This window comes from Ectothiorhodospira lacustris (assembly GCF_022227785.1).
In the GTDB taxonomy this organism is placed as follows: Bacteria; Pseudomonadota; Gammaproteobacteria; order Ectothiorhodospirales; family Ectothiorhodospiraceae; genus Ectothiorhodospira; species Ectothiorhodospira lacustris.
On record NZ_JAJNQM010000034.1, the window covers coordinates 14,183 to 34,361 of the forward strand.

Consider the following 20,179-nt stretch of genomic DNA (forward strand, 5'->3'; position numbering starts at 1 on the left):
GATGATGGCGTGAGAATCTTCTTGTCAGGACAGGTGAGCAGATTTATGAACAGTCTTTCCGTCATTCCCCAAAGGGGGGAGTGGCGGAAATGGTGGTGTGCCAAAGCCATTCAAGAATGATGATTAATGCTTAATTTAAGCGCATTTAAAAAGACAAAGAAACCTGTTCTTCATATTCACATCGGAATGAACAAGACGGGTACCACCGCTCTGCAAAATTATCTTGAGCGCGAGGAAAAAGCCCTGGGTGCCTCGGGTGTACTGTATCCAAAAGCCGGCCGAATTGGCGCTGCCCATTATAGTCTGAGCGCTTCTCTTGGCTTTTGTAATCCCTCAGTCTGCCCAGCCTGGAAAGTCAATCTCCAGGATTTGAAAAGGCAGTTTGTTCGAGAACTCAGCGCCAAGCCGGATAAGGTTGTGTTCAGCTCAGAAGACTTCATTCTGAACAGGCCGGCGAAACCTTTGCTGGATTTTTTTGAAGGCTATCCGCTCAGGATAGTCGTTTATTTGCGTCGGCATGATCACTGGTGGATATCCGCATATGCTCAGGCCGTCAAGATGAAGCATATGCCTCCCTGGAATCTGGGGCCTGTGGGTTTTATCAATCATAACCGCCGCTGTAATAAGCATTACGGTGATTATCGGCACCTTCTGGATCGTTGGGCGAAAGTTGTAGGCAAAGAGAATGTGATTGTCCGCCCCTATGAAGCGGGACAGAATCAACCGGATCTTGCAGCAGATTTTTTGTCCGCTATCGAACTGAAAGATAAATCCCTGGCACTGCCTCCCATGGCATCAAGGGATAATGCCTCCCTCTCCGTGCGAACCCTGCACTGGATGGACATTTTTCAGCGTGTTGATACGGACCCGGAAACACGCCAAAAGCTCCTTGCCCATGCGCACTCACTGGGCGCCGAAGATCAACGCTTGCCGAAGGAGATGCTCAATCCCCAGTTCCTGCGAAAACTGGTCGACGGATATCAGGCAGACTATGAATACATCGCCCGCCACTATCTGGGCAGGGAAGACGGCAGACTCTTTTACGACCCCTTACCAGAGGCCGTTGAAGACTGGAAAGCACCCACATGGCCAACCCAGCCGGAAGTGGCCCGGGAGGTTTTGAAGGCGATCATGGTTCGCTGACTGATGGCGTCACTTCCATCGATTCCAGCCAAGGCAGCATGGACTTGAATGCCTCCGTAACCGCCAGTGCCTCATCGTCATCACCGATGATATAAGGCGTGATCAATGCGATCAGCTCGGTCTTCTTGCTCTCCTGGGAGTCTGAGCGAAACAGGCGTCCGAACAGCGGCAGATTTTTAAGGCCGGGTACTCCGGCAGTGCCCTCCGAGCGGTCATCCGAAATCAACCCGCCGAGCATGACGGTGGAACCATGTTGCAGGGTTAGCCGGGTTTCCACATTGCGGGTGGCGATGGTTGGTGAATTGTTGACGCCGGTCAGGGTTGTCTGAACGGCGCTGACTTCCTGTTTGACGTCCAGGTCCACCCGATTGCCGGAGTGGATCACCGGCGTCACATTCAGGATGACCCCTGTCTGCCGGTACTGAACCGTCTGGAGTATGCCGGTCCCTTCGGTACTCGACTGCTGGCTGGTAATGATGGGGACGTCCTGCCCCACCTGGATGGTTGCCGTCTCGCCGTTCCTGGCCATGATGCGGGGACTTGATAGGATCGTCGCACGATTGGAAGTCGCCAAGGCGTTGAGAATGAGGCGTGTATCCCCGCCGGAGGCCAGTTGGGTGATGGTCAATCCGGCCGATCCGATGGACAGTCCGTTCAAGGTGCCGATGACAACCCCGGCGCCCTTGTTGTTGAGTTCCTCAATCAACCATTCCACGCCCAGTTTCTGATCATTCGACAGGGTCACCTCGGCAATGGTCACTTCGATCAGGGCTGACCTTGAGGGCCGGTCAAGGTTTCGCAACAGGCCCAGAAGGCGCCCGTATTCATCCGCATCCGCCTGGATGATGAGGGTATTGCTGGCACGATCCACCACCACTCGGCCCCGGTCACCGCGTCCGGCACTGTCGCCTTCCGTTGTGGAGCGGGTGCCGGACAGTAGCTGATTGATCGTATCCGCCAGAGATTCCGCTGTGGTGTTGCGGACCACATAGGTGTGAAAGCCGTCCTTGCCCGCCTGCTGCTGGGGGCGATCCAGTTCGTTCACCCAGCGCCGAATGTGACCGAGGATGTCCTCGCTGCGGGAGAAGACCAGCAGGCTGTTGGAGGCGGGCAGGGGCAGCAGGAGGATGGGGTAGCGAATGCCGCCGCCGCGCACGTTGAAGTTGGCTGGGGGCATGGTATATCCCTCCGCGGCCAGAATGTCCTGCAGCCGGGCAGATAGCTCCTCCGCCGACCAGTAGGCGGGGTCGATGCGCAGGCTGGAACGCCCGTGCATCACGGGCTGATCCAGCATTCTGATGGCCTGGATCGCGGCAATGACATTCTCGTTGGTACCACTGAGGATGATGGCATTGCGGCCCGCATCCTCGGCAATGTTGACCCGGTTGCCGAACATATTCCTGATCCAGCCCGCCACCTCGTTATTGCGCACGGCCTCCAGTTCGATGAGCTGGAATACCGGACGCAGACTTTCGGGGCTTTCGGGCAAGGCAGCCCCCCGGCGAATGACCGGCAGTTCCCGCGCGCGTTCGGTATCCGTGGTGATGCGCACCAGTGCACCACTGTCCACAACACTCAGGCCGTACTGACCCAGCAGGACCTTCATGGCCTCGTGGACTTGCCGGGATGACTGTTGTGGTGGCGTCCTGAAGGTGACCAGATCTCGCCGGTCCCGGATGCCGGCATCCAGGGTGACGGTGCGTCCCAGGATTTCGGCATAGACCACCTGAATCAGCGTGGGCAGGGGCACCTGTTCGAAGTTGATGGCAATGTCATCTCGCGCCTCCAGTGGCAGGGCGTCGCTGATGACGGGGGAGGGTGCGACGGATGCTTGCGGCGCCCTGGGCATCCGTTCCACGCGCCTTAGGGGCGCCGCCTGTTCCGGGGGGGGCGTGTCGGTCTGCGCGTTGGCGGTATCCACCGTGCCGGGCATCACCAGCGGGGTCGGCATCACCGGACCCGGCTGGGTGGCGCAGCCGCCGAGCAGGAGTAGCGCCGGCAGCCAGAAAAACCATTGAACGAATCGCATGGAGAATATCAAGTTGGATTCCATCAAAAACACTGGGTTGGGACGACGGACAGATCAGGGAATGACGGGAGTATTCACATGCAGCCAGTCAAGATCCTGATCGTCTGGACGGCGAATCAGCAGCTTGTCCCGCTCGATGACGACAATGACCGAGCCATCGGGCAGGGCCTCGCCCACCGCCAGCTGCAATGGCTCCTCTGCGGTTTCTTCAAAGGCGACCACCGCGTGTCGTTGTTGCTGCACCATGAATACCCCCGACAGAAACCACGCCGGAGCGGTCGATGTCGGCTCTGCCTGGATGGAAGCCCCGGTCGTGGGGCGCGGCCCCCACAGGGTGGTTACGGCCAGTTCAGCCCGGGCCTCGGCAGGATCGACCGGAGACCATACTACGGGTAGCTCCAGCAGTCCATCAGGAGCGCTGCGCCGCGGGGAGATGGGATCACCGGCGGGGAGCAGCAGGGTCAACATCACAAGGAGCACCAGGGTCAGTGCCGCCCACGCGCGCCATAATTGCCCGATACTGTGAATCATCGGTGATGATCTCCGCTGACCCCGATGATGAACAGCCCGGTCAGTTCCATCTCCACCCGCGGGTTGCCCCGCTGGGTGACCAGCATCCGCTCCACCCACACCCAATGGGGAGATTCCGCCAACTCGGTCAGCCAGTCATGCAGGGCATCGGGCTTGAAATCCAGGGTGATGCGGGCGCGGACCTGGCGGATCTCCGCGGGTGCCAGTGCCTCATCCGCCAAGGGGGTGGGAAGGGCAACCACCAGATCCCGGACCACCAGAGCATGTCCGCTCAACTGTGCGCGCAGCCAGTCCTGAAACCGTGCCTGTACCAGGCCTTCGCTCTCCTCGCGCCAGGCATGGGCGCGGAACTCGTCAAGCCGTTGATGGACCTCGGCGCGAAAGGTGGGCCAGTAGGTCTCCTGGGCCACCGCCTGATTGCGGGCGATCTCCCGTTGCAGCCGATCCTCAAGCGTGCGCGCCTCGCCCAGCTGCTCGCTCAACTCCAGCAGCACGAACAACCAGACCAGGGCCACCGCCAGGCCGATCCCCAGGCGTAGCCGGGTCTTTTCATCCAGTGCCGGCAGATTCATCCCGCCACCTCGGCGACGAGGGCAAAGCCGCCCTGACCCCGATCCTGGCTGACTTCACGGACATTCTGCAGCCAGCCGCCTTTCTCCAGGGCCTTCACATAGGTGGTTCTGGGGGTGTCGGCCGCCGGCTCCAGGACCAGCCGCAGACGGTTGCGCTCCCATTCCAGTTCCAGCACCCGACTGCCGTCATCGGGCAACTGACGGCTCAGGTGTGCCAGCAGGGTGAGCGGGGCCGGATGCCGCACCTGAGCCAGCAGATATTCCAGGCTGGTCAGATCGGCCAGCGCATCATCCCGTGCCCGTAGCAGGGGGCGAGCCTCCCGCTCGGTGTGCTGTGCCTGGCCAGCCAGCTCACGGACCGACTGCTGCACCCCCAGCCATTGCACGGTCATCCAGGCCGTGGGCAGGATCAGGCACCACAGCCCCAGGGCCAGGGCGGCGTGGAGCAACAGGCGGGGGCGTTCCAGCAAGTGGCTCAGGCGCCGGGCCTCGGCCCAGGGTGGCCCGAGTCGCGTGGGGGCATTGCCGGTGGGCAGGTCGGGGTGCTGCAGGGGCGCCGGCAGGCCCACGCTGCGCTGAAAGTTGAGCCATTCATCAGGCCCGGGTGGCTGCGGCCACCAGCGGCTGCCCACCACTCGACCATGGCGCCAGACCCGACCTTCCATCCCTATTTCGCAGGGTTGGCAGGACACGCCCTCCTGGCGGGGCTGTCCGAGCAGGGTTTCCGGAATGATGCGAGCCTCCCGGGCCGACAAACCGGCGGCCTCGCAACGGTCGGCAAATTCACGGGCATCCCAGGCCATCACCAGGATACCCTCGGGCGCCATGACCAGGGCATGATCCGCCGATTCAAATGGCGCCCAGACCGCCAGTTGCACACGGACATAGCTGAGGCGTTCCCGTTCGGGCACCTGCGGGCAGGGAAAAAAACGACAGCGGCACAGGGCACGGGACAGCACATGGGGCGCACCGCGGCGGGGGGCCAGCCGAACCCCGTCGGGCAGGTGCCAGTGGGCCTGTTCAGGGCACCAGGTCCGGTACCAGGGCCAGTGGAAATTCCGCCACCCCCGCAGGGTCTGTTCCCAGTTCGGGACGGTCAACACGTCTAACCTCCAAAATCTGCCAGGGCCATCGGGGGGCCGCCGGCGTGAGCATGAGATGATACTCCATTGCCATCGAGCCTTCATCCAGCCACAGGCGCAATCGGTAAAGCCGTCCCGGATAAAAGGCGATCGGTTCATCAGCCACCAGGACACCGGTCATGGCATGCAGTTGCGTTGCTGATGAAAACAGCTGCTGCTCACGCCATTGCAGGATCATGGCCACGGCTTCCGGGTTGGCACCGGGCAGGGCGGCCAGCACGGTCGCGGGCGCCGTATTGGGGTTGATCCATGGCTCGCGACTGGCGGTGAACAGATCCCCGGCCCGACTCCAGACCTCCGGATGATCCGCCCACCCCAGTACCAGCCTCAACTCATAGGGCGAGATGGGCCAGTCATTACGCGGCGGTGCCATGCCCGCCGCCAGATAATCCTCTGCCTCGGCCCCGTGCAGGCGGCGCAGATCATCGGTATCCGAATAATCCGCCAGCTTGTCCAGCAAGGGTTCCACCTCCCGATCCCGGATACCCAATCCGGTCAGCAACCGGCGCATCACGTGCGGCTCCGGGGTGGCAATGCTCACCAGCCCCCGGCTGTCCTGCAGGCTGACAAGGACACCCGAGGGCAGCCGGTACGGGCGTCCATCCACCCGCAGGGCTTCCGGCCCGGCACCAAAGCCCCACTGGCTCAGGGGGCGGGTGGACAAGGCGAACAGCACTTCCTCCCGGGCCGACACCAGCCGGGCCTCCTGTTCGGCCCAGGTCTGCCATTGCCGCTGGGTGTCCCGCAGCCGTTCCACCCTGGCATCCAGGGCCGCAGCCACCAGGGTGAGCAGCACCAGGGCCACCAGCACGGAAACCAGCACATAGCCCGACTGCCTGCCGCCGGTCCCATCGCCCATGGTCAGTATGCCTCCAGATCCATGCGCCGCAGCATGGGATTATCACCTGCCGGCACGGCCGCCAGCAGCCCCCCGCCGGGCGGGCCTTGCAGATGGATGGCGCGGGGCAGGGCAGGATGATCGCCGGAGTCCGGAGGCCACTGGTCATGCCAGCGGCCGTCGGTGTCCAGATAGCGAAAGGCGCCGCTCCCCTGCCAGTGCCAGACGGGCCAGATCCGTTCCGGCTGATGCACCGGTTGCGCCAGCAACCGGGTGCCGCCGTCCCCGTCACTTTCCAGCCACAGGCGCATCGCCTCGGGGCCGGAGGAGCCCGGCCAGGGCGGGTGGGTGGAATAGGCCCGTAGTTGCCGGGCATCGCCCTCGGGGCGCAGTGGGTCCTGCCGGGCGCCGCTCATCAGTCCGCTCAGGGCCTGGCTCACCCACTGGGCACGCAGGGCTTGCTGCGCGGCAAACAGCCGCGATTCCCCCAGGCGCTCCTCCAGGCGCGCCACGGTCCCCAGGGCCTGCCACAGCAGAGTGCTGACCGTGGCGAACAGCACCAGAGTCACCAGCATCTCCAGCAGGGTCAGCCCGCCCTGGCGGTGCCGGGAACGGTATCGGTGGCCGGTGTCAGAATGTGGGTGCATCCAGCCATGTCTCGACGGGTTCGCGCCAAATGGCCAGGCGCTGAAGGGTGAAACGATGGGCCTGGGGCAGCTCGGGGTGATGCACCGCCACCGTCACGGCGTAGAGCGCCACCTCGAACGGCGTGCGGATGCCGCCGGGCAGGGGGACCACCGGCGTGGGGGGGGTCAGGGGGCGGCTGTCCCAGCGGATGAACACCCCGGCATCCAGGGTCACCTCACCGCGGGGGTGGTCGGCCAGGTGGAGGGCCTGCGCCCAAGCCGTACCCAGGGTGGTGGCCTGGGTCATGGCCTCGGTCTGTTGCAGGCGGTGGGCCAGGGCCAGGTTGGTATTGATCCAGGCAAACAGGGCCATGCCGGCCCCGGCCAGCAGGGCGAGGGCCACGATGGCCTCCAGCAGGCCGAACCCCGTCTGTCGATGGGAGGGCGGCGTTGTGTTCATCGGGCCGGACTCCGTTCGGTGGCGGGTAACGGGATGATGCGACCGTCGGGGGGTTGTACCGCCCAATGGGCCAGCATCCGCTCATCGCGCCAGACTTGTATCTGGCCGCCGCGGGTCATGCCGTTGGCCTCGTAGCGCAGGGGGGTGTCCAGATGCAAGCGCCAGCCGGGGGGCAGGGGCAGGTCGCCATCGCCGCTCCGCTGCAGGGTGAGGGCCTGGCCGTCGAAGAAGCGTTGGGCCGGCAGGTCTTCCAGGGCATGTCGCAGGGCATGGAGTGTTGCCCGTTCATCGGCCCCTTCCACCCACTGCCAGAGTCGGGGGGCCACCAGGGCGGTGATCAGACCCAGCAGGGCCATCACCACCAGCAGTTCCAGCAGGGTGAAACCCCGCGGTCGGTACGGCAGCGGCATCAGCGGGGCGGCAGCACACCGATGTCGGCATCGTCTCCCTCGCCGCCGGGTCGGCCATCGGCCCCCAGGGAATACAGCGCGAAGGGACGGCCACCGGCCCCGGGAAGGGAATACTGATAGGGATTGCCCCAGGGGTCCAGGGGCAGGGGGTCATCCAGATAGGGGCCGCGCCAGCGGGCGGCCTCGCGGGGATCGCCGGGGGGATCTTCCAGCAGCCCCAGGCCTTCTTCCGCGGTGGGCAGACGGCCGATGTCCAGGCGCAGGGTTTCCACGGCACTGCGCAGCATGCGGACCTGGGCCTCGGCGGTCTGTACCTTGGAGGCATCCAGGCGGGAATAGAGCTGGGGGCCGACCAGGCCGGCCAGCAGGCCGATGATGACCAGTACCACCAGCAGTTCCAGCAAGGTGAAGCCACGCTGGACGGGGTGGGGAGGGTGGGATCGGGGCATGAGGTACCTCCGGGCACGAAAAAGGGCGGATATGATCCGCCCTTGGCATTGACAGACCCTGCCGGTGGCGGCTTGCCACCACCGGCAGGGTGGGACGGCTGACTTACTTACTTATTGCCAGTCAGCGGATAGAAGCCGGCTTGGCCGGTGGTCTGATCCTGTACACCCAATACACCGTTCACGTTACCTTCGGGTACGGCGAAGGTCAGCTCCACGGAGTCGGTGCCTGCCGGGCAGCCCAGGCCGGCCTGGAATACGCGCACGGACTGCTTGGCGGGAACGGAGAGACCGCTGGCCCCTTCACTGACCGCATTGCTGCGGGAGAAGCAGCTGACCTGGTAAGCAGCATTGGTGGAACCGGTATTCACCAGTTGGATGAAGGTCTGCTGACCGCCCCGCAGGGTCATGAAGGGGGCCTTGAGGACCGTGCCGTCACGATCGAAGCTGCCCAGTGCCAAGGGACCTTGATCCTGGGTAGATGTGCTGTCAGCAGCAACAACGTCCGCTGTGATGGTGAAGTTTTGTGCGGCGATACCATCAGTTTCATTCGCTGTGAAACAGATGGCGTTGGTTGCACCGGTGTATTCATCGGTACCCGTCGCGAATTCAGCGGTCGTGGCGGTTGGAGTGAAATCCGTAAAGGCAGCACTACCAGCAGCACAGTTATTAGTGGACAAGAAGAGATCGGTCGCCGAGGACAGGTCTTCGCCGGTGACAACCAGCTTGGTACCGGCGGCGACAAGATCACCCATAACCAAAGACGCGCTGGCAGTTGGGTTAAGGACACCAGTGACAGGCGCAAAGGTGAAGTTGCCGATTTTGGCCACATAATCGTTGACCTGCCCACCATCAGCCTTGAACTTCCTGTAAAGCGTGGTGACATCGGCCGTCGTGGTTTGGGTGGTGGCGGTGAAGCTGATACCCGTGGCGAACGTGGCCAGATCAGCACTCTGGTGAGACAGACGACCACCCGCCCCACCGTCTACCGCAGTGGCAGCCGTTTCATAGAGGGAGTAGGTGATTCGCACCGGCTGGGATTTGTCGATGACTCGGATACCATTAGCAGTTCCGGATACTTCTGCTTCATCAAGGAAGAATTCGACGTCAGCATCAGCGGTATAGTCAGCATTTGCAGTGATCTGGAAGATGACATAAGCAGCGCCTGCACCACCTCCAGCCACAACGGAACCGGTAGCTTCATTACCGCTAGGGCTTACAATTAAATCACCATCGCTTGGAGTGCCTGCAGTCACTGCAGCGTTCAGCGTGGCATTGACCAGATCATAGCGGATGTAGCGGGTCTGATCGCTACTGACACCAAAGCCGAGTTTATGTTCCACCTTCAACTCGGTACCGCTGGCAGCAGCAGTAATGGCCGTACCAGGGGTAGTGATATTACCATTGGCGTCCAGTATGGCATTGGTGATCAATTCGGATGCATAGATATTCGCCCCATCGCCTGCTGCATTACCACCAAGCCCCAGTGTGACTGCTGCAGAGGCAATACCCGGCGCTGCCAGCGCCGCGGCCACCGCCAGAGTGACTGCCTTCAAAGTGAACTGCTTTTTCATTCTTGACTCCTCAAGATCGTTCGATCAGATGTCGATGCCCATCGACTGCCGTGGCTTGTTCGAAGCAAACCACGGCGGACACCGGTGACTTGCAAATCACATGACGGCGCACCCCCTTTCATTCCCCATGGGGTTCGCCGACACGCCGCAAGTTGTACCAGCAAAAGGATATTTGTACAAGGGGCCGCCTCCCGTAAGGGCATGCACGGTCGGCCTTGCCGATCAGTGGTATATGGGCCCACGGTCTGTTCTGCTGGAGCCTGTCGGGCATGCGTTAATGAATGATTCACGCCCGTCATAACCCTGCCGTGTTGAGGCTGGTAATGGCCAGCACCACGGCCACCATGATGAAGCCGATGACCCCGCCAATGGTGACGATGGCCACCGGCTCGATCAGGGCCAGCAGCGCTTTCATGCGGGTGCGGGCCGATTCGGTCTGCAGGCGTCCCAGTTCTCCCAGCATGCGGGGCAGTTCCCCGGCCCGCTCCCCCACGCGGATGAGATTGATGCGCGTGGCGGCGATCCAGTCCTGTTCACTGAGCGCCTCGGAGAGGGCGCGACCGCGGCGCAGCTCGTCGGTCAGTCCACCCAGCCGGCGGCGATCCTGGGGCAGGCGCAGGGCGCGGGCACTCAGGGACAAGGCATCCAGCAGGGGCACCCGGTGTGCCAGCAAGGTGCCCAGCAGGGTGGCCCAGCGACCGGTTTCGCTGTCCCGCAGCCAGGGACCGGTCAGCGGCAGTCGGGCCAGCCCGCCCAGCAGTCGCTGGCGCATGCCCTCATGGCGCAGGGCGAACACGGTGGCCCCCACCAGGGCGGCCAGTGCCAGCGTGACCGGCAGCAGGTGCTGTTGGACCAGGAGTCCGCCTTCGATGACCCAGCGGGAGATCACCGGCAACTCACCCCGGCCACTGCTCAGCAGGGAAGAAAAGCGGGGCACGACGATGACGAAGATGGCCAGTACCGCCAGGGTGCCGGCCCCCACCAGGAAGGCCGGGTAGACCAGGGCGTTGCGGATGTCCTGGGCAATGGTGCGTTCGTAGTCCAGTTGGCGGGCGGCGTCCCGCAGGGCGGCGGGCAGGCGACCGGCGGCTTCGCCGGATTCCACCAGGACATGGGCATAGTCCGGCAGCCCCAGATGGGCTTCGCGGAAGGCATCGGCCACATTCCGGCCTCCCTGCACGGTGCGCCGCAGACGGGTGAGGGGCAGGCCCAGGGGGTGGTGCCGATAGGCGCTTTCCAGGGACTGGGCCGCCTCGGCCAGGGAGACGCCCGCCTCCAGCAGGGTGGCCAGTTCCTCCAGCAGGAGAATACGGTCCTGGGCGCGGATGCGGCGGGTCCGTGGCGGAGTCGCGGGTACGGGGTCTGTCCCCACCGCATCGAGCTGGATCACGGTCATGCCGCGGCGTTCCAGTTGGCCCAGGGCTTCCCGGGGGCCGGCGGCCTGCAGCAGCCCCCGCTGCGCCATCCCCTGGCGGTCCCGGGCCTGATAGCGGAACTGGCTCATGGCTCGCCCTCGATGCCGGCCACGCGCACCACTTCAGCCACCGAGGTTTCGCCCCGGCGGGCCTTGAGCAGGCCGTCCCGGCGCAGGCTGCGTCGTCCGGCGGCGTTGGCCAGCCGCTCCAGTTCCGCCGGCTGGGCCAGGGTGGCGACGGCGTGGCGCAGGGGGGCATCCACCGAGACCAGTTCGTAGATGCCCTGGCGCCCCCGGTAACCGGTCTGCTGGCAATGGGGGCAGCCGGCGGCCTCGTGCCAGTGGTCCTCCGCTGCCGCCGGGCCGGTGTCGGCCGGGGGCGAGGCGGGGCGGGCGCAACGGGGGCACAGGCGTCGCACCAGGCGCTGGGCCATGACGGCCCGGGTGGCGGCGGCCACCAGATAGGGTTCGATCCCCATGTCCACCAGCCGGGTGAAGGCGGAGAGGGCGTCATTGGTGTGCAGGGTGGCCAGCACCAGGTGCCCGGTGAGGGCGGACTGGATGGCGATTTCGGCGGTTTCCCGGTCACGGATCTCGCCGATCATGATGATGTCCGGATCGTGGCGCAGGATGGCCCGCAGGGCGCGGGCGAAGGTATAGCCGATCTCGGCCTGGACCTGAATCTGGATGACGCCGGGCAGTTGGTGTTCCACCGGGTCTTCCACGGTGATGATCTTGCGGCGCTGGTCGGTGACGGCGGCCAGGGCCGCGTAGAGGGTGGTGCTCTTGCCGGAGCCGGTGGGACCGGTGACCAGGATCATGCCGCTGGGGAGCTGCATCCAGTGTTGCAGCAGGTGCAGGTGGTCGGGTTCCAGGCCCAGGGCGGGCAGTGCCAGATCCTCACGTTGTTTGGGCAGCAGACGCATGACGATGGATTCCCCGTGCACCGCGGGAATGACGGAGACGCGCATGTCCATCTCGGCGCCGCTGGCCCGCAGGGTGATGCGGCCATCCTGGGGCAGGCGCCGCTCGGCAATGTCCAGGTGGGCGATGAGCTTGATGCGGGAGGCCACGGCGGGAAAGCGGTCGACGGGGAATTCATTGCGCAGGTGAAGCACGCCGTCGATGCGATAGCGGATCTGGCAGGCCCGCTCGCCGGGTTCCACATGGATGTCGGAGGCCCGTTCATCAATGGCCTGGGCAATGAGGCTGTTGACAAAGGCGATCACCGGGGCGTCTTCCGCCAGTTCCCGGTAATGTTCCGCGCTCATGGGCAAGGGGGCGCCACTGCCGGCGAGTTGGGGCAGCAGGCGTTCCAGTTCCATGACGCGCATGAAGTGCCACCGTACCGGGCGGGTGCCTGCCGCGGCCTGGACGGCCTCCTGCAGGGGCGCGTTGAGGGGATCGGCGCCGGCGGCGCACAGGTCGCCCCCGGTGTCTTGCCACAGGATCAGTCCGTGGGCGGTGAGTTGGTCGGCGGTCCAGTCCAGGGCCTGCAGAGCCTGGGCCACCTGGTCCCGGGGGATATCGGTGGCGGCCATGAGGGGGTAGCCGGTTTGCGCCGCCAGCACCGGCAGCAGGCTGTCTTCCGAGAGTGCGCCCAGGCGTACCAGAATGGCGCCCAGGCGGTCGCCGTGCCGTTGCTGGATATCCAGCGCCCGGGTGAGATCGTCCCGGGTGATCAGCCCTCCGGCCAGCAGCCGTTGGCCGATCAGCGCCGGGTGCTCTGGGTCGTGGCCGACCGTGGGCGTGTCGTGCCGGGGGCTGCTCATGTCGCCGCCAGCAGTGCCAGGGAGGGACCACGATCCATGATCCCGGCGTCGGCCAGTTTGCGGATCTGGGGGCCGCAGATATCCAGCACCAGGGCAGTGTAGCCGTCTTCGGCGGTGAACATGTCCTGGTGACGTTCGAAATGGGCCTGTTTTTCCGTGGCATTGGCGAAGCGGCGGTCACGGCCCTTGCCGGCGTCGTCCGGCACGAAGGAGGAATGGATCACCAGGTCGGCATGATGATCCAGCAGTTCGGCCACGTCTTCCAGACCCAGAAAGGCGGCGAGGGCACGGTGCAGGGCCGGATCGCCGGTGGCCAGGTGTTCCTGCTGCAGGATGAAGACCTCGTCCGGCCGCTGGTGGAGTTGATGGCGCAGGATGTGGTTGGCCACCTTGTTCCAGTGTTCGGCGGTCTGACGCACGTCCTCGGGGCGGAAGAAGCCGTTGTCCTGGCGTTGTCCCCAGGTGTGGGCGGGGTAGTTGAGGGCGCTCCAGACATTGGTCAGCGGATCACGCAGGGCGATCAGGAAACGGCTGTCTGGCATGGCCTCGCGGATGATTTCGCTGTAGAAGATGTCCCTGGGGTTGGCATTGATGTAGTGGCCGTCCGGGCCGCCACGCAGCAGGCGCAGGCGGCGGTCCAGGGTGCGCAGCAGGTGGGGCATGATGTGGGCGTCGATGGCGGCAAACTTCTGCTGGCTGACGCCGTCGATGGTGCCCCAGGGCCGGTTGCCCAGGATGCGTTCAAAATAGCGCAGTTCCTTGTCCTTGTAATTTTCATTGGCGAAGGCCGGATGCCGGGTGAGCACGGCGAACAGGAAGCTGGTGCCGGCCCGGGGCAGGCCGCAGATGAACAGAGGGAAGGCGTTTGTCGGCGAGGAGCGGGATGGATTCATGTTCAGTCTTCCATGTCCTGCCGCCAGCGTGCGGGCAGGCGTTGGCCAAAGTTTGTTTCCGCCCAGCCATAGATGGGCCGGAGGTGGTCGCGAATGCGTTGACGCTGTTCGGGGGCAAGGGGGTAAGGTTTGCCTTCGCCGATGATTTTGTCTGTTGCTGGCGGCAGATAGTCGATGCCGCAGAATGTGCAGATGCGCTGGATGGACTCGGGGGTGAACAGCGCCTCAAAGAACTCGACATGGATCTGTTCTTCAGGAAAGTGTTGCCGAAGTAGCGCCAAGGTGCGTGGATAGTCCCCTCGCAGCTGATGCTGGGGGTTGCGCAGCTCCTGTTCCAGTGCGGTGTCGATGTCCATGTTGGGGCGTTGTCCGCCCCACATGCGCAGGGCCGACCAGAACCGATCCACAGGGTTGCGTAGCAGGAAGATGATGCGCAGGTCCGGTGACAGCCTGGCCATGGCCTGAAAGCCCGGTTCGTCAAGCAGTGCGTAGGCGGGGGTGATGTCACAGGCCATGATCTCTCCGGGCTGCATCCGATCAGAGAAAAATGCCCGGTAGCGTTCCATGTCATGTCCCATGCGAAGACGGGCCAGCAGTTCGTCCTGACGCTGAAGTTGTTCTGTGTGATGACGAATATCGTAGGGTTTGAGCATCTGCGCCTGCTGCTGATAGCGCTGCAGAAAGCCGTGCTCAAAGCCGGCACAAAGATCGGGCCGGTATACGGTATCGAAGAAGTGAACTTCCTTGATGATGGGAACATGAACCTGGGGATGTTGGCGGAAATAGTCGGCCAGCCAAGTGGTGCCAGCCTTCTGCGCACCGACACCGATGATGTAGCGCATGTATTGGACTCCTCGATTGTCGTCGTTGCTATGGGTGGGGAAGTCTAGCCCAGCCGATCCGGCGGGCCAATCAGCCGACTTGCCGGGCGTTGCTCAGGGCGCGGGTGACCAGTGGTCCCCATTCCGGCCTTGCCGCGAGCAGGGCGGCAATGGTGTCGCTGAGCATGGCGTTGGTGCCCATGGTCTGCCCCGGAGACCAGGGCCAGGACATGGAGCCTTCTCTGAAGCGATAACGGAACAGGGGGTCCGGTATCATGACGGCCCGATGACCGGCGGCGGTAAAACGCAGCCAGAAATCCCAGTCGTCGGCTTCGCCGTTGCGCCGGAGCGTGTCGAAACCCAATGCCCGCAGAACATCGGCTTCGATCAGGGCGGTCATGCGGAAGTCATTCATGAGCAGGTGCAGGTGGTCATCCTGCAGGTTGAGCAGCACCCTTTCCTCGCTTTCTTCAAAATTCCAGCGCTGAGTCAGTACGGCCTGAGGGGTGGGTTCGGCATGGTTGTAGGCTTCCAGTACCCGTTCCAGATAGCGCGGTGCCAGCACATCGTCGGCATCCATGAAAATGGCCAGGGGCGTATCCAGGTGATCGATCAGGGTGTTACGGGCGGCCAGCAGCCCTCCGTTGGGTTGGCGCACGATGGTGCAGTCGGGCAGGCGTAGCCGGGCATAGTCGAACCAGTCGGTTTCCGTTTCCGGTGTGCCGTCGTCGCAGATCAGTACCCGAGGCAGGCCCAGGGACTGGCAGGCCAGGCTGTCGATGGTTTCCTGAAAAACTGGACCGGGGCGGTAGGCGGGCACCAGGATGGTGATCTGGTCCAGGCCGGCACTGGGCCGCGTCTTGGCGAGGCTGCGGGCGCGGCGTCGGGAAAGGGCCTGGTCGTAGGTTTCCGCCATCTGCTGGGCAATGCGGCGCGGGTCCAGAGCCATCTGATTGTATGCTGCCAACGCTGCCGAGACTGCCTCGGCCTGAGACAGCAGGGCGTTCAGGCGCTTTTGTAGATGAGCCGGGTGGTCCATGCGCTCGGGAAGCACCAGGTGGCGCAGATCCGGGGGATAGAATTCTTCCATGGGGGTGCCGGCGCGGACGATCGGCAGCAGGCCCTTGTCAATGGATTCGATACAGGCGTAGCTGAAGGTTTCCGCATAGCCCAGATGGGGAGCCATGTCGCCGGGCCGGAGTCGGTTCAAGGCCTGCTCCCTGGGCAGGTAACCGACAAATTCCACGCGTTCTCTCAAGCCCGGGTGTAACCGTCCCAGGATGTAATCACGCATGTCACGCTGCCGGAACGGCGTGGGGACTTCACGGCCGATCAGCCGCAGGGATCGGAGCGGCAGCTGGTGGTGGAGCTGGTTGGCCAGGTAGAGCGTGGCGTCGATGCCTTTGGATAGGGAGATGCGTCCCATATAGGTGATCGCGGGGTTGAGGGTCTGTAGTTCCTTTCCCCACTGGAAGGCGTAGGGTTCACGGATGACGGCCAGGTTGTCAGCCTGTACCGCGTAGCGGCTCAGGCGGTTTGCTGCTGTCTGGGAAGGTGCAATCAGGAGATCACTGATACGGCATTGCTGGCGTTCGCCGACCAGTTCGCGCATGCGGTCGGGCGGCGGCTGGATGTAGTCTGCCTCAAAGAAGTTTTCCACGAAGCCGTGGTGATAGGTAACGCACAGGGGTGGCCTGGGGTGGCGGCTGGTGCGGAGATGCTGAAACAGGGCCAGGGCGGGAGACAGGTAGTCGGTGGCCTCGATGACGTCGATGTTCCATTCCTGAATGCAGCGCAACAGGACGGGAAGCAGTTCCTGGGCAATGGCATGACAGGCGGGTGCGGCTCCGGCGCGGGCGTTTCCGAGGCGGTGAACCCAGGTGCGTTCCATGGGAAACGGGTTCTTCTCCATGAGCAAGGGCGGATCACCGGGTGTGGTCCAGGTGAACAGGTAGGCCTCGCAGCCCTCTGCCTGCATGGCCGGGGCCATGTATTCCAGGTAAGTGGCAATACCCCCTGCCGGTTTAATGGGGGTTTCCGCTGAGACATAAAGGATGCGCATGGCGGTCAGACGGTCAGTTCAAAGAAGCTCAGGATGGCCGCGTAATCGGCGTCGTCACTCATCGGCAGCCCGATGATCAAGCGCGCCTTGTGCAGATTCTGGCGGGGAATCTGCGCCAGCTTTTCAGCATCCAGGGTGTGGGTGAATTCTATGGGCAGTTCCAGTGCGGGGAAGGATTTGTGTCCGATGTCTTCAAATCCCCCCTTTTCATCGAACAGGCGCAGGAACACGCGCAGATTTCCCAAGGGCACTGGTGAATGATTCCGAAAGCTCATCATGATGCGTATGTCAAGCCGGTTCAGGGTGAGCAAGGCCTGTGGTTCCAGTTCCGTTTCCAGGGTGACCCAGGCGGCTTCTCGGGGGGATTTCCGGGTGACCCTGATAATCAGGCAGGAAGCCCCTTCCTCCTGATTTTGTCCATTTTCGGCGGGGAATTTGAAGCCCCGGGTTTCGGCGGTCAGTTCCACGGCATTGCCTGTGGGCGGATGGGCGAAATGAATGCCTGGAAAAAAACTTTCGTAGGGTTTTTGGTGTCGCCTTGGCAAGGCCGTAGCGGAGTGCAGGAGGGTGGTTAGCGGTGTTTCAATCCGAGTGAGGCCACCGGGTTTTCTGCTTGTGTCCGGTTCCTCCATGAACGATTCCATTTCTGCTCTTAGGCTACGCATGCATCGTTCCAGTCGATACAGTTGATTGATGATTTTTTCGTGCTGCTCTTGTTTCATGACTTCTTCTTTAAGGTGGGACTGTGTTCTGGGCAGGGTTCAGTATGCCGTCAGGGAGTACAGTCTGGAGTGAGGTGTTGTCTTCGAAATTCAAGGAAGCCTGCATTCAAGGCTTGTGGGTTTTCCATGAGATCGAGGGGGTGGAGTGTCTGGATTCTATCCATTTGGCGCAGACGGTTTGCGATGGCCCCGATGTCGAAGGCGAACACGGGATACCCTGCCTTCAGGGCTAGCGACAGGGTGTAACTGTAGGTCTCCGGCCAAGTGGATGGCAACCACACTGCGTGGGGGCGCAGTTGTGTCAGTTGCTCCATGGCTTCGTGTTCAAGATATTTTCCGGTGATTTCCACCCCTTGATGTTCCAATAAGCGATCGTTGTGGGTATACCCCATGACGATGAAATCGATGGGGAGGTTCCCTTTTCTGACATCGGTCGCGCAGGAGAGCAGTATGTCATACCCCTTGATTTTGCTGATCGCGCCAATGATGACAATGCGGAGATGTTCACCGGATTGGATGCGTGGGGTCTGCTGGGGAACGCTATCAAGATCCAGGTCTTCATGAGACATGACCCGTAAATTGATATCAGGATAGTAACGTAACAGTCTTTTTCTGACATCTTCGTCGGGCACCCAAATAGCGCGGGATGATTTCAGCACGGTATGATGCATGCGTCGCCAGTCACGTATGTTGGTGATGCCGAAATCGTTGCCTTCCACTGCCAGGCAGGTGTCGCAGCCCGATTCTTCCGGTTCCTTGCAATAGCGTCCGGCATGGTCTGCCAGGTTGATTCGAGGGCAGATCACCTTGTAGTCGTGAATGTCCACTTCCAGAGGGATGTCGAGGGTTTCCGCCAGTCTGCGCAGATCTTCGGGTGCCTTGTGGGGAAAGTCGACCAAGCCGTGGCTGTGGATGCCGGTGATGTGAAGTTCTTTTAACGCACTCGCCAGGTGGTGGGTATCCTCCAGGCGGAATGGAGAGAGATTGAGCAGTTGTCGGCAGACGGGGTGAGTGATGCGAACATGGCCGGGGATCTGTCTTTCCGGTCGCAGATAGAATACACCTTTACCTTCGGCCTGGAGCCGTTGCGTGTCTTCCTGGACATGGCGCTCTGTTCCACCGCCGCGGCTGTGACAGACGATGAGGATGTTTTCAGGCTTGGACCAGCGCTTGAGTCTTTCCCAATCCAGTCTGCGTCGGCTGCCGGACAAGGGGTCCTTGCGGATGAAGATTTCCACATTTCTATGGTAGTCCGGATGACGTCCGGCCATGATCTTCATGGCCTGGCTGACACGCTTTGCCTTTTCTCCCTGAAATGAGGCGCTGCCGATGTGGCGAACGATAATGTTGGCGGCCAGAAAGTTTTTCCACCCTTGTTCGATGGCGCGTTGGCACCAGTCATTTTCTTCCCCGTATCCCTTGCCGAAGGTTTCCGCATCGAATGTGCCGATTGCCTGCAATGCATCACGGCGCAAGTACATGCAGAAGCCGACCCCGGTGGGCGCCTCTATGTATTGACCCTGATTGACGCGAGCCGCCATGGCATCCAGCGCTTCATAAGGGGTTTCCAGGGGGTAGGGGGTGTCATGCAGGAATCTGGGGTAACTGCAGATGGTGGCATTATTGGATAAGGGGGTGACACTGGCCGTGCGCGGATGGCGGTACGCGGCTTCTCTGAGGCGATCCAGCCAGCCGTCATAAACCTGAGTATCCGAGTTCAGCAATATCACATCCCGTTCAATGTGTAATGACATGCCAAAATTGACGGACCTTACAAATCCTTGATTGACTGTGTTTTCATGCAGACTGATCAGATTGTTTTCACTCAGGCGCCGGAGTGCCTCCGTCAGTGTTTGATCCGGTCCCGCGTCATTGATGACAGTCAGTTGGAAGGGGGTTTCGTGAGTCGCCTTCAGAACACTGTGCAGACACCGTAGTGTGAGTTCCCGATCCTTGTAGACAGGGACGACGACATCCAGAATGGCCGGGTTTGTCTTGCTGAACGGTGGCTGCAGGGATGCCCAGTTCAGCGCTGCCTCATGGTGATCGTGGTGAGCCGAAGGTTGCGATTCATTGTCATTGGGATCAAGGCCGGGGCGTGGAGAATATCCCAGTTGTCTTCCAACGGATAGATAATGCACCAGAGGATTGATGCGTGCATGGGCGACTTCCGGGTATTTACGCAGGTAGTAGGCGCCGTCAAACTGCGGGTTGGGTGAGCGCCCCTCTTGTCCGCCGATGTGCAGATAGTGATGGATGGGTTCCAGGCCTGATCTGGCAACGTCCTTGTTCTGGCTGAGGTAATAATGGGTATCAAACCAGCTGCTGGGAGAGCGCTTTTCATGCCGCCCGACAAAGCAATAGTGGAGCAGTGCGTTGACTCGCGTATTTTTAATTTTTGCCTTGAAGCGATAATAGGTTGGATCAAACAGTGGCATGGGCCAGCGCCCTTCCCGATCACCATACGCCACGTAGTGGTACAGCGGCGGGGTGCCGGCGGCAGCCACATCGGGGTTGGTTTCCAGGTAGTGCCCATGGTCGAACAGTCCGGATCGTTTGATCAGGCCTGCGATGAGGCGGTGGTACTGTTTGCGTAAGTACTTGGGTTTGCACGAGATACGTAGTGCTCGGAGCAGGGCTATCAGGACGGTTCCTTGCCAGATTTTGATACGGTCTCTGAAGAGCACGGGCTTTTGGTTCCTTGGTCGGGGCAGGGGGAGAGTA

Annotated in this window: 18 protein-coding genes; 1 reads left to right on the forward strand and 17 read right to left on the reverse strand. The window is 62.3% G+C overall.

The features are described from left to right. Nucleotides 1-126 precede the first annotated feature (126 nt). On the forward strand, nucleotides 127-1,143 hold the full coding sequence (locus tag LQ952_RS08270) for a hypothetical protein (protein ID WP_238622189.1): 1,017 nt from the start codon (nucleotides 127-129) through the stop codon (nucleotides 1,141-1,143). Here LQ952_RS08270 and LQ952_RS08275 read toward each other — a convergent pair. The 17 genes from LQ952_RS08275 to LQ952_RS08355 form a co-directional block, all read right to left on the reverse strand. Further along, on the reverse strand, nucleotides 1,130-3,172 hold the full coding sequence (locus tag LQ952_RS08275) for a secretin N-terminal domain-containing protein (RefSeq protein ID WP_238622190.1): 2,043 nt from the start codon (nucleotides 3,170-3,172) through the stop codon (nucleotides 1,130-1,132). The two genes, LQ952_RS08270 and LQ952_RS08275, sit on opposite strands and share 14 nt — an antisense overlap. A gap of 54 nt (nucleotides 3,173-3,226) precedes the next feature. Continuing rightward, nucleotides 3,227-3,703 carry a hypothetical protein gene (locus LQ952_RS08280; protein ID WP_238622191.1) on the reverse strand — a complete coding sequence of 159 codons (477 nt, stop codon included), beginning with the start codon at nucleotides 3,701-3,703 and terminating at the stop codon, nucleotides 3,227-3,229. After that, nucleotides 3,700-4,275, reverse strand: a complete 576-nt coding sequence (locus LQ952_RS08285) for a hypothetical protein (protein WP_238622192.1) — start codon at nucleotides 4,273-4,275, stop codon at nucleotides 3,700-3,702. Before LQ952_RS08285 ends, LQ952_RS08280 begins: the two co-directional genes overlap by 4 nt. Further along, nucleotides 4,272-5,378, reverse strand: a complete 1,107-nt coding sequence (locus tag LQ952_RS08290; protein ID WP_238622193.1) for a hypothetical protein — start codon at nucleotides 5,376-5,378, stop codon at nucleotides 4,272-4,274. Before LQ952_RS08290 ends, LQ952_RS08285 begins: the two co-directional genes overlap by 4 nt. Then, nucleotides 5,296-6,276 (reverse strand): type II secretion system minor pseudopilin, encoded by a 981-nt coding sequence (locus tag LQ952_RS08295; protein ID WP_238622194.1) that lies wholly within the window; start codon nucleotides 6,274-6,276, stop codon nucleotides 5,296-5,298. Before LQ952_RS08295 ends, LQ952_RS08290 begins: the two co-directional genes overlap by 83 nt. A 2-nt stretch (nucleotides 6,277-6,278) precedes the next feature. Beyond that, complete coding sequence (locus tag LQ952_RS08300; protein WP_238622195.1) at nucleotides 6,279-6,902, reverse strand: PulJ/GspJ family protein; 624 nt, start codon at nucleotides 6,900-6,902, stop codon at nucleotides 6,279-6,281. Continuing rightward, nucleotides 6,886-7,341: a type IV pilus modification PilV family protein gene (locus LQ952_RS08305; RefSeq protein ID WP_238622196.1), complete on the reverse strand. Its 456-nt coding sequence runs from the start codon at nucleotides 7,339-7,341 to the stop codon at nucleotides 6,886-6,888. The genes LQ952_RS08300 and LQ952_RS08305 overlap by 17 nt, the downstream gene beginning before the upstream one ends. Beyond that, nucleotides 7,338-7,751 (reverse strand): type II secretion system protein, encoded by a 414-nt coding sequence (locus LQ952_RS08310; RefSeq protein WP_238622197.1) that lies wholly within the window; start codon nucleotides 7,749-7,751, stop codon nucleotides 7,338-7,340. The genes LQ952_RS08305 and LQ952_RS08310 overlap by 4 nt, the downstream gene beginning before the upstream one ends. Continuing rightward, nucleotides 7,751-8,200 (reverse strand): type II secretion system major pseudopilin GspG, encoded by a 450-nt coding sequence (gspG, locus tag LQ952_RS08315; RefSeq protein WP_238622198.1) that lies wholly within the window; start codon nucleotides 8,198-8,200, stop codon nucleotides 7,751-7,753. The genes LQ952_RS08310 and gspG overlap by 1 nt, the downstream gene beginning before the upstream one ends. A 107-nt stretch (nucleotides 8,201-8,307) precedes the next feature. After that, complete coding sequence (locus LQ952_RS08320; RefSeq protein ID WP_238622199.1) at nucleotides 8,308-9,771, reverse strand: hypothetical protein; 1,464 nt, start codon at nucleotides 9,769-9,771, stop codon at nucleotides 8,308-8,310. A gap of 295 nt (nucleotides 9,772-10,066) precedes the next feature. After that, on the reverse strand, nucleotides 10,067-11,275 hold the full coding sequence (locus tag LQ952_RS08325; RefSeq protein WP_238622200.1) for a type II secretion system F family protein: 1,209 nt from the start codon (nucleotides 11,273-11,275) through the stop codon (nucleotides 10,067-10,069). Further along, nucleotides 11,272-12,957, reverse strand: coding sequence for a GspE/PulE family protein (locus tag LQ952_RS08330; RefSeq protein ID WP_274521979.1), 1,686 nt, complete (start codon nucleotides 12,955-12,957; stop codon nucleotides 11,272-11,274). Before LQ952_RS08330 ends, LQ952_RS08325 begins: the two co-directional genes overlap by 4 nt. Continuing rightward, nucleotides 12,954-13,850 carry a sulfotransferase family protein gene (locus LQ952_RS08335; RefSeq protein WP_238622201.1) on the reverse strand — a complete coding sequence of 299 codons (897 nt, stop codon included), beginning with the start codon at nucleotides 13,848-13,850 and terminating at the stop codon, nucleotides 12,954-12,956. Before LQ952_RS08335 ends, LQ952_RS08330 begins: the two co-directional genes overlap by 4 nt. A 2-nt stretch (nucleotides 13,851-13,852) precedes the next feature. Next, nucleotides 13,853-14,692: a sulfotransferase gene (locus LQ952_RS08340; protein WP_238622202.1), complete on the reverse strand. Its 840-nt coding sequence runs from the start codon at nucleotides 14,690-14,692 to the stop codon at nucleotides 13,853-13,855. A gap of 70 nt (nucleotides 14,693-14,762) precedes the next feature. Further along, entirely contained in the window at nucleotides 14,763-16,733 is a 1,971-nt protein-coding gene (locus LQ952_RS08345; protein WP_238622203.1) for a glycosyltransferase, read from the reverse strand. Between the two features lie 5 nt (nucleotides 16,734-16,738). Beyond that, the gene (locus LQ952_RS08350; protein WP_238622204.1) at nucleotides 16,739-17,455 is read right to left on the reverse strand and encodes a hypothetical protein; all 717 of its coding nucleotides are present in this window, start codon (nucleotides 17,453-17,455) and stop codon (nucleotides 16,739-16,741) included. 50 nt (nucleotides 17,456-17,505) lie between these two features. Beyond that, entirely contained in the window at nucleotides 17,506-20,142 is a 2,637-nt protein-coding gene (locus LQ952_RS08355) for a glycosyltransferase (protein ID WP_238622205.1), read from the reverse strand. Nucleotides 20,143-20,179: the final 37 nt, after the last annotated feature.

Excerpts from the sequence above, each read along its gene's own strand:
- LQ952_RS08270 (WP_238622189.1), top strand. The coding sequence starts at position 127 with ATGCTTAATTTAAGCGCATTTAAAAAGACAAAGAAACCTGTTCTTCAT.
- LQ952_RS08275 (WP_238622190.1), bottom strand. The coding sequence starts at position 3,172 with ATGCGATTCGTTCAATGGTTTTTCTGGCTGCCGGCGCTACTCCTGCTC.
- LQ952_RS08280 (WP_238622191.1), bottom strand. The coding sequence starts at position 3,703 with ATGATTCACAGTATCGGGCAATTATGGCGCGCGTGGGCGGCACTGACC.
- LQ952_RS08285 (WP_238622192.1), bottom strand. The coding sequence starts at position 4,275 with ATGAATCTGCCGGCACTGGATGAAAAGACCCGGCTACGCCTGGGGATC.
- LQ952_RS08295 (WP_238622194.1), bottom strand. The coding sequence starts at position 6,276 with ATGGGCGATGGGACCGGCGGCAGGCAGTCGGGCTATGTGCTGGTTTCC.
- LQ952_RS08300 (WP_238622195.1), bottom strand. The coding sequence starts at position 6,902 with ATGCACCCACATTCTGACACCGGCCACCGATACCGTTCCCGGCACCGC.
- LQ952_RS08305 (WP_238622196.1), bottom strand. The coding sequence starts at position 7,341 with ATGAACACAACGCCGCCCTCCCATCGACAGACGGGGTTCGGCCTGCTG.
- LQ952_RS08310 (WP_238622197.1), bottom strand. The coding sequence starts at position 7,751 with ATGCCGCTGCCGTACCGACCGCGGGGTTTCACCCTGCTGGAACTGCTG.
- gspG (WP_238622198.1), bottom strand. The coding sequence starts at position 8,200 with ATGCCCCGATCCCACCCTCCCCACCCCGTCCAGCGTGGCTTCACCTTG.
- LQ952_RS08320 (WP_238622199.1), bottom strand. The coding sequence starts at position 9,771 with ATGAAAAAGCAGTTCACTTTGAAGGCAGTCACTCTGGCGGTGGCCGCG.
- LQ952_RS08325 (WP_238622200.1), bottom strand. The coding sequence starts at position 11,275 with ATGAGCCAGTTCCGCTATCAGGCCCGGGACCGCCAGGGGATGGCGCAG.
- LQ952_RS08330 (WP_274521979.1), bottom strand. The coding sequence starts at position 12,957 with ATGAGCAGCCCCCGGCACGACACGCCCACGGTCGGCCACGACCCAGAG.
- LQ952_RS08335 (WP_238622201.1), bottom strand. The coding sequence starts at position 13,850 with ATGAATCCATCCCGCTCCTCGCCGACAAACGCCTTCCCTCTGTTCATC.
- LQ952_RS08340 (WP_238622202.1), bottom strand. The coding sequence starts at position 14,692 with ATGCGCTACATCATCGGTGTCGGTGCGCAGAAGGCTGGCACCACTTGG.
- LQ952_RS08345 (WP_238622203.1), bottom strand. The coding sequence starts at position 16,733 with ATGCGCATCCTTTATGTCTCAGCGGAAACCCCCATTAAACCGGCAGGG.
- LQ952_RS08350 (WP_238622204.1), bottom strand. The coding sequence starts at position 17,455 with ATGAAACAAGAGCAGCACGAAAAAATCATCAATCAACTGTATCGACTG.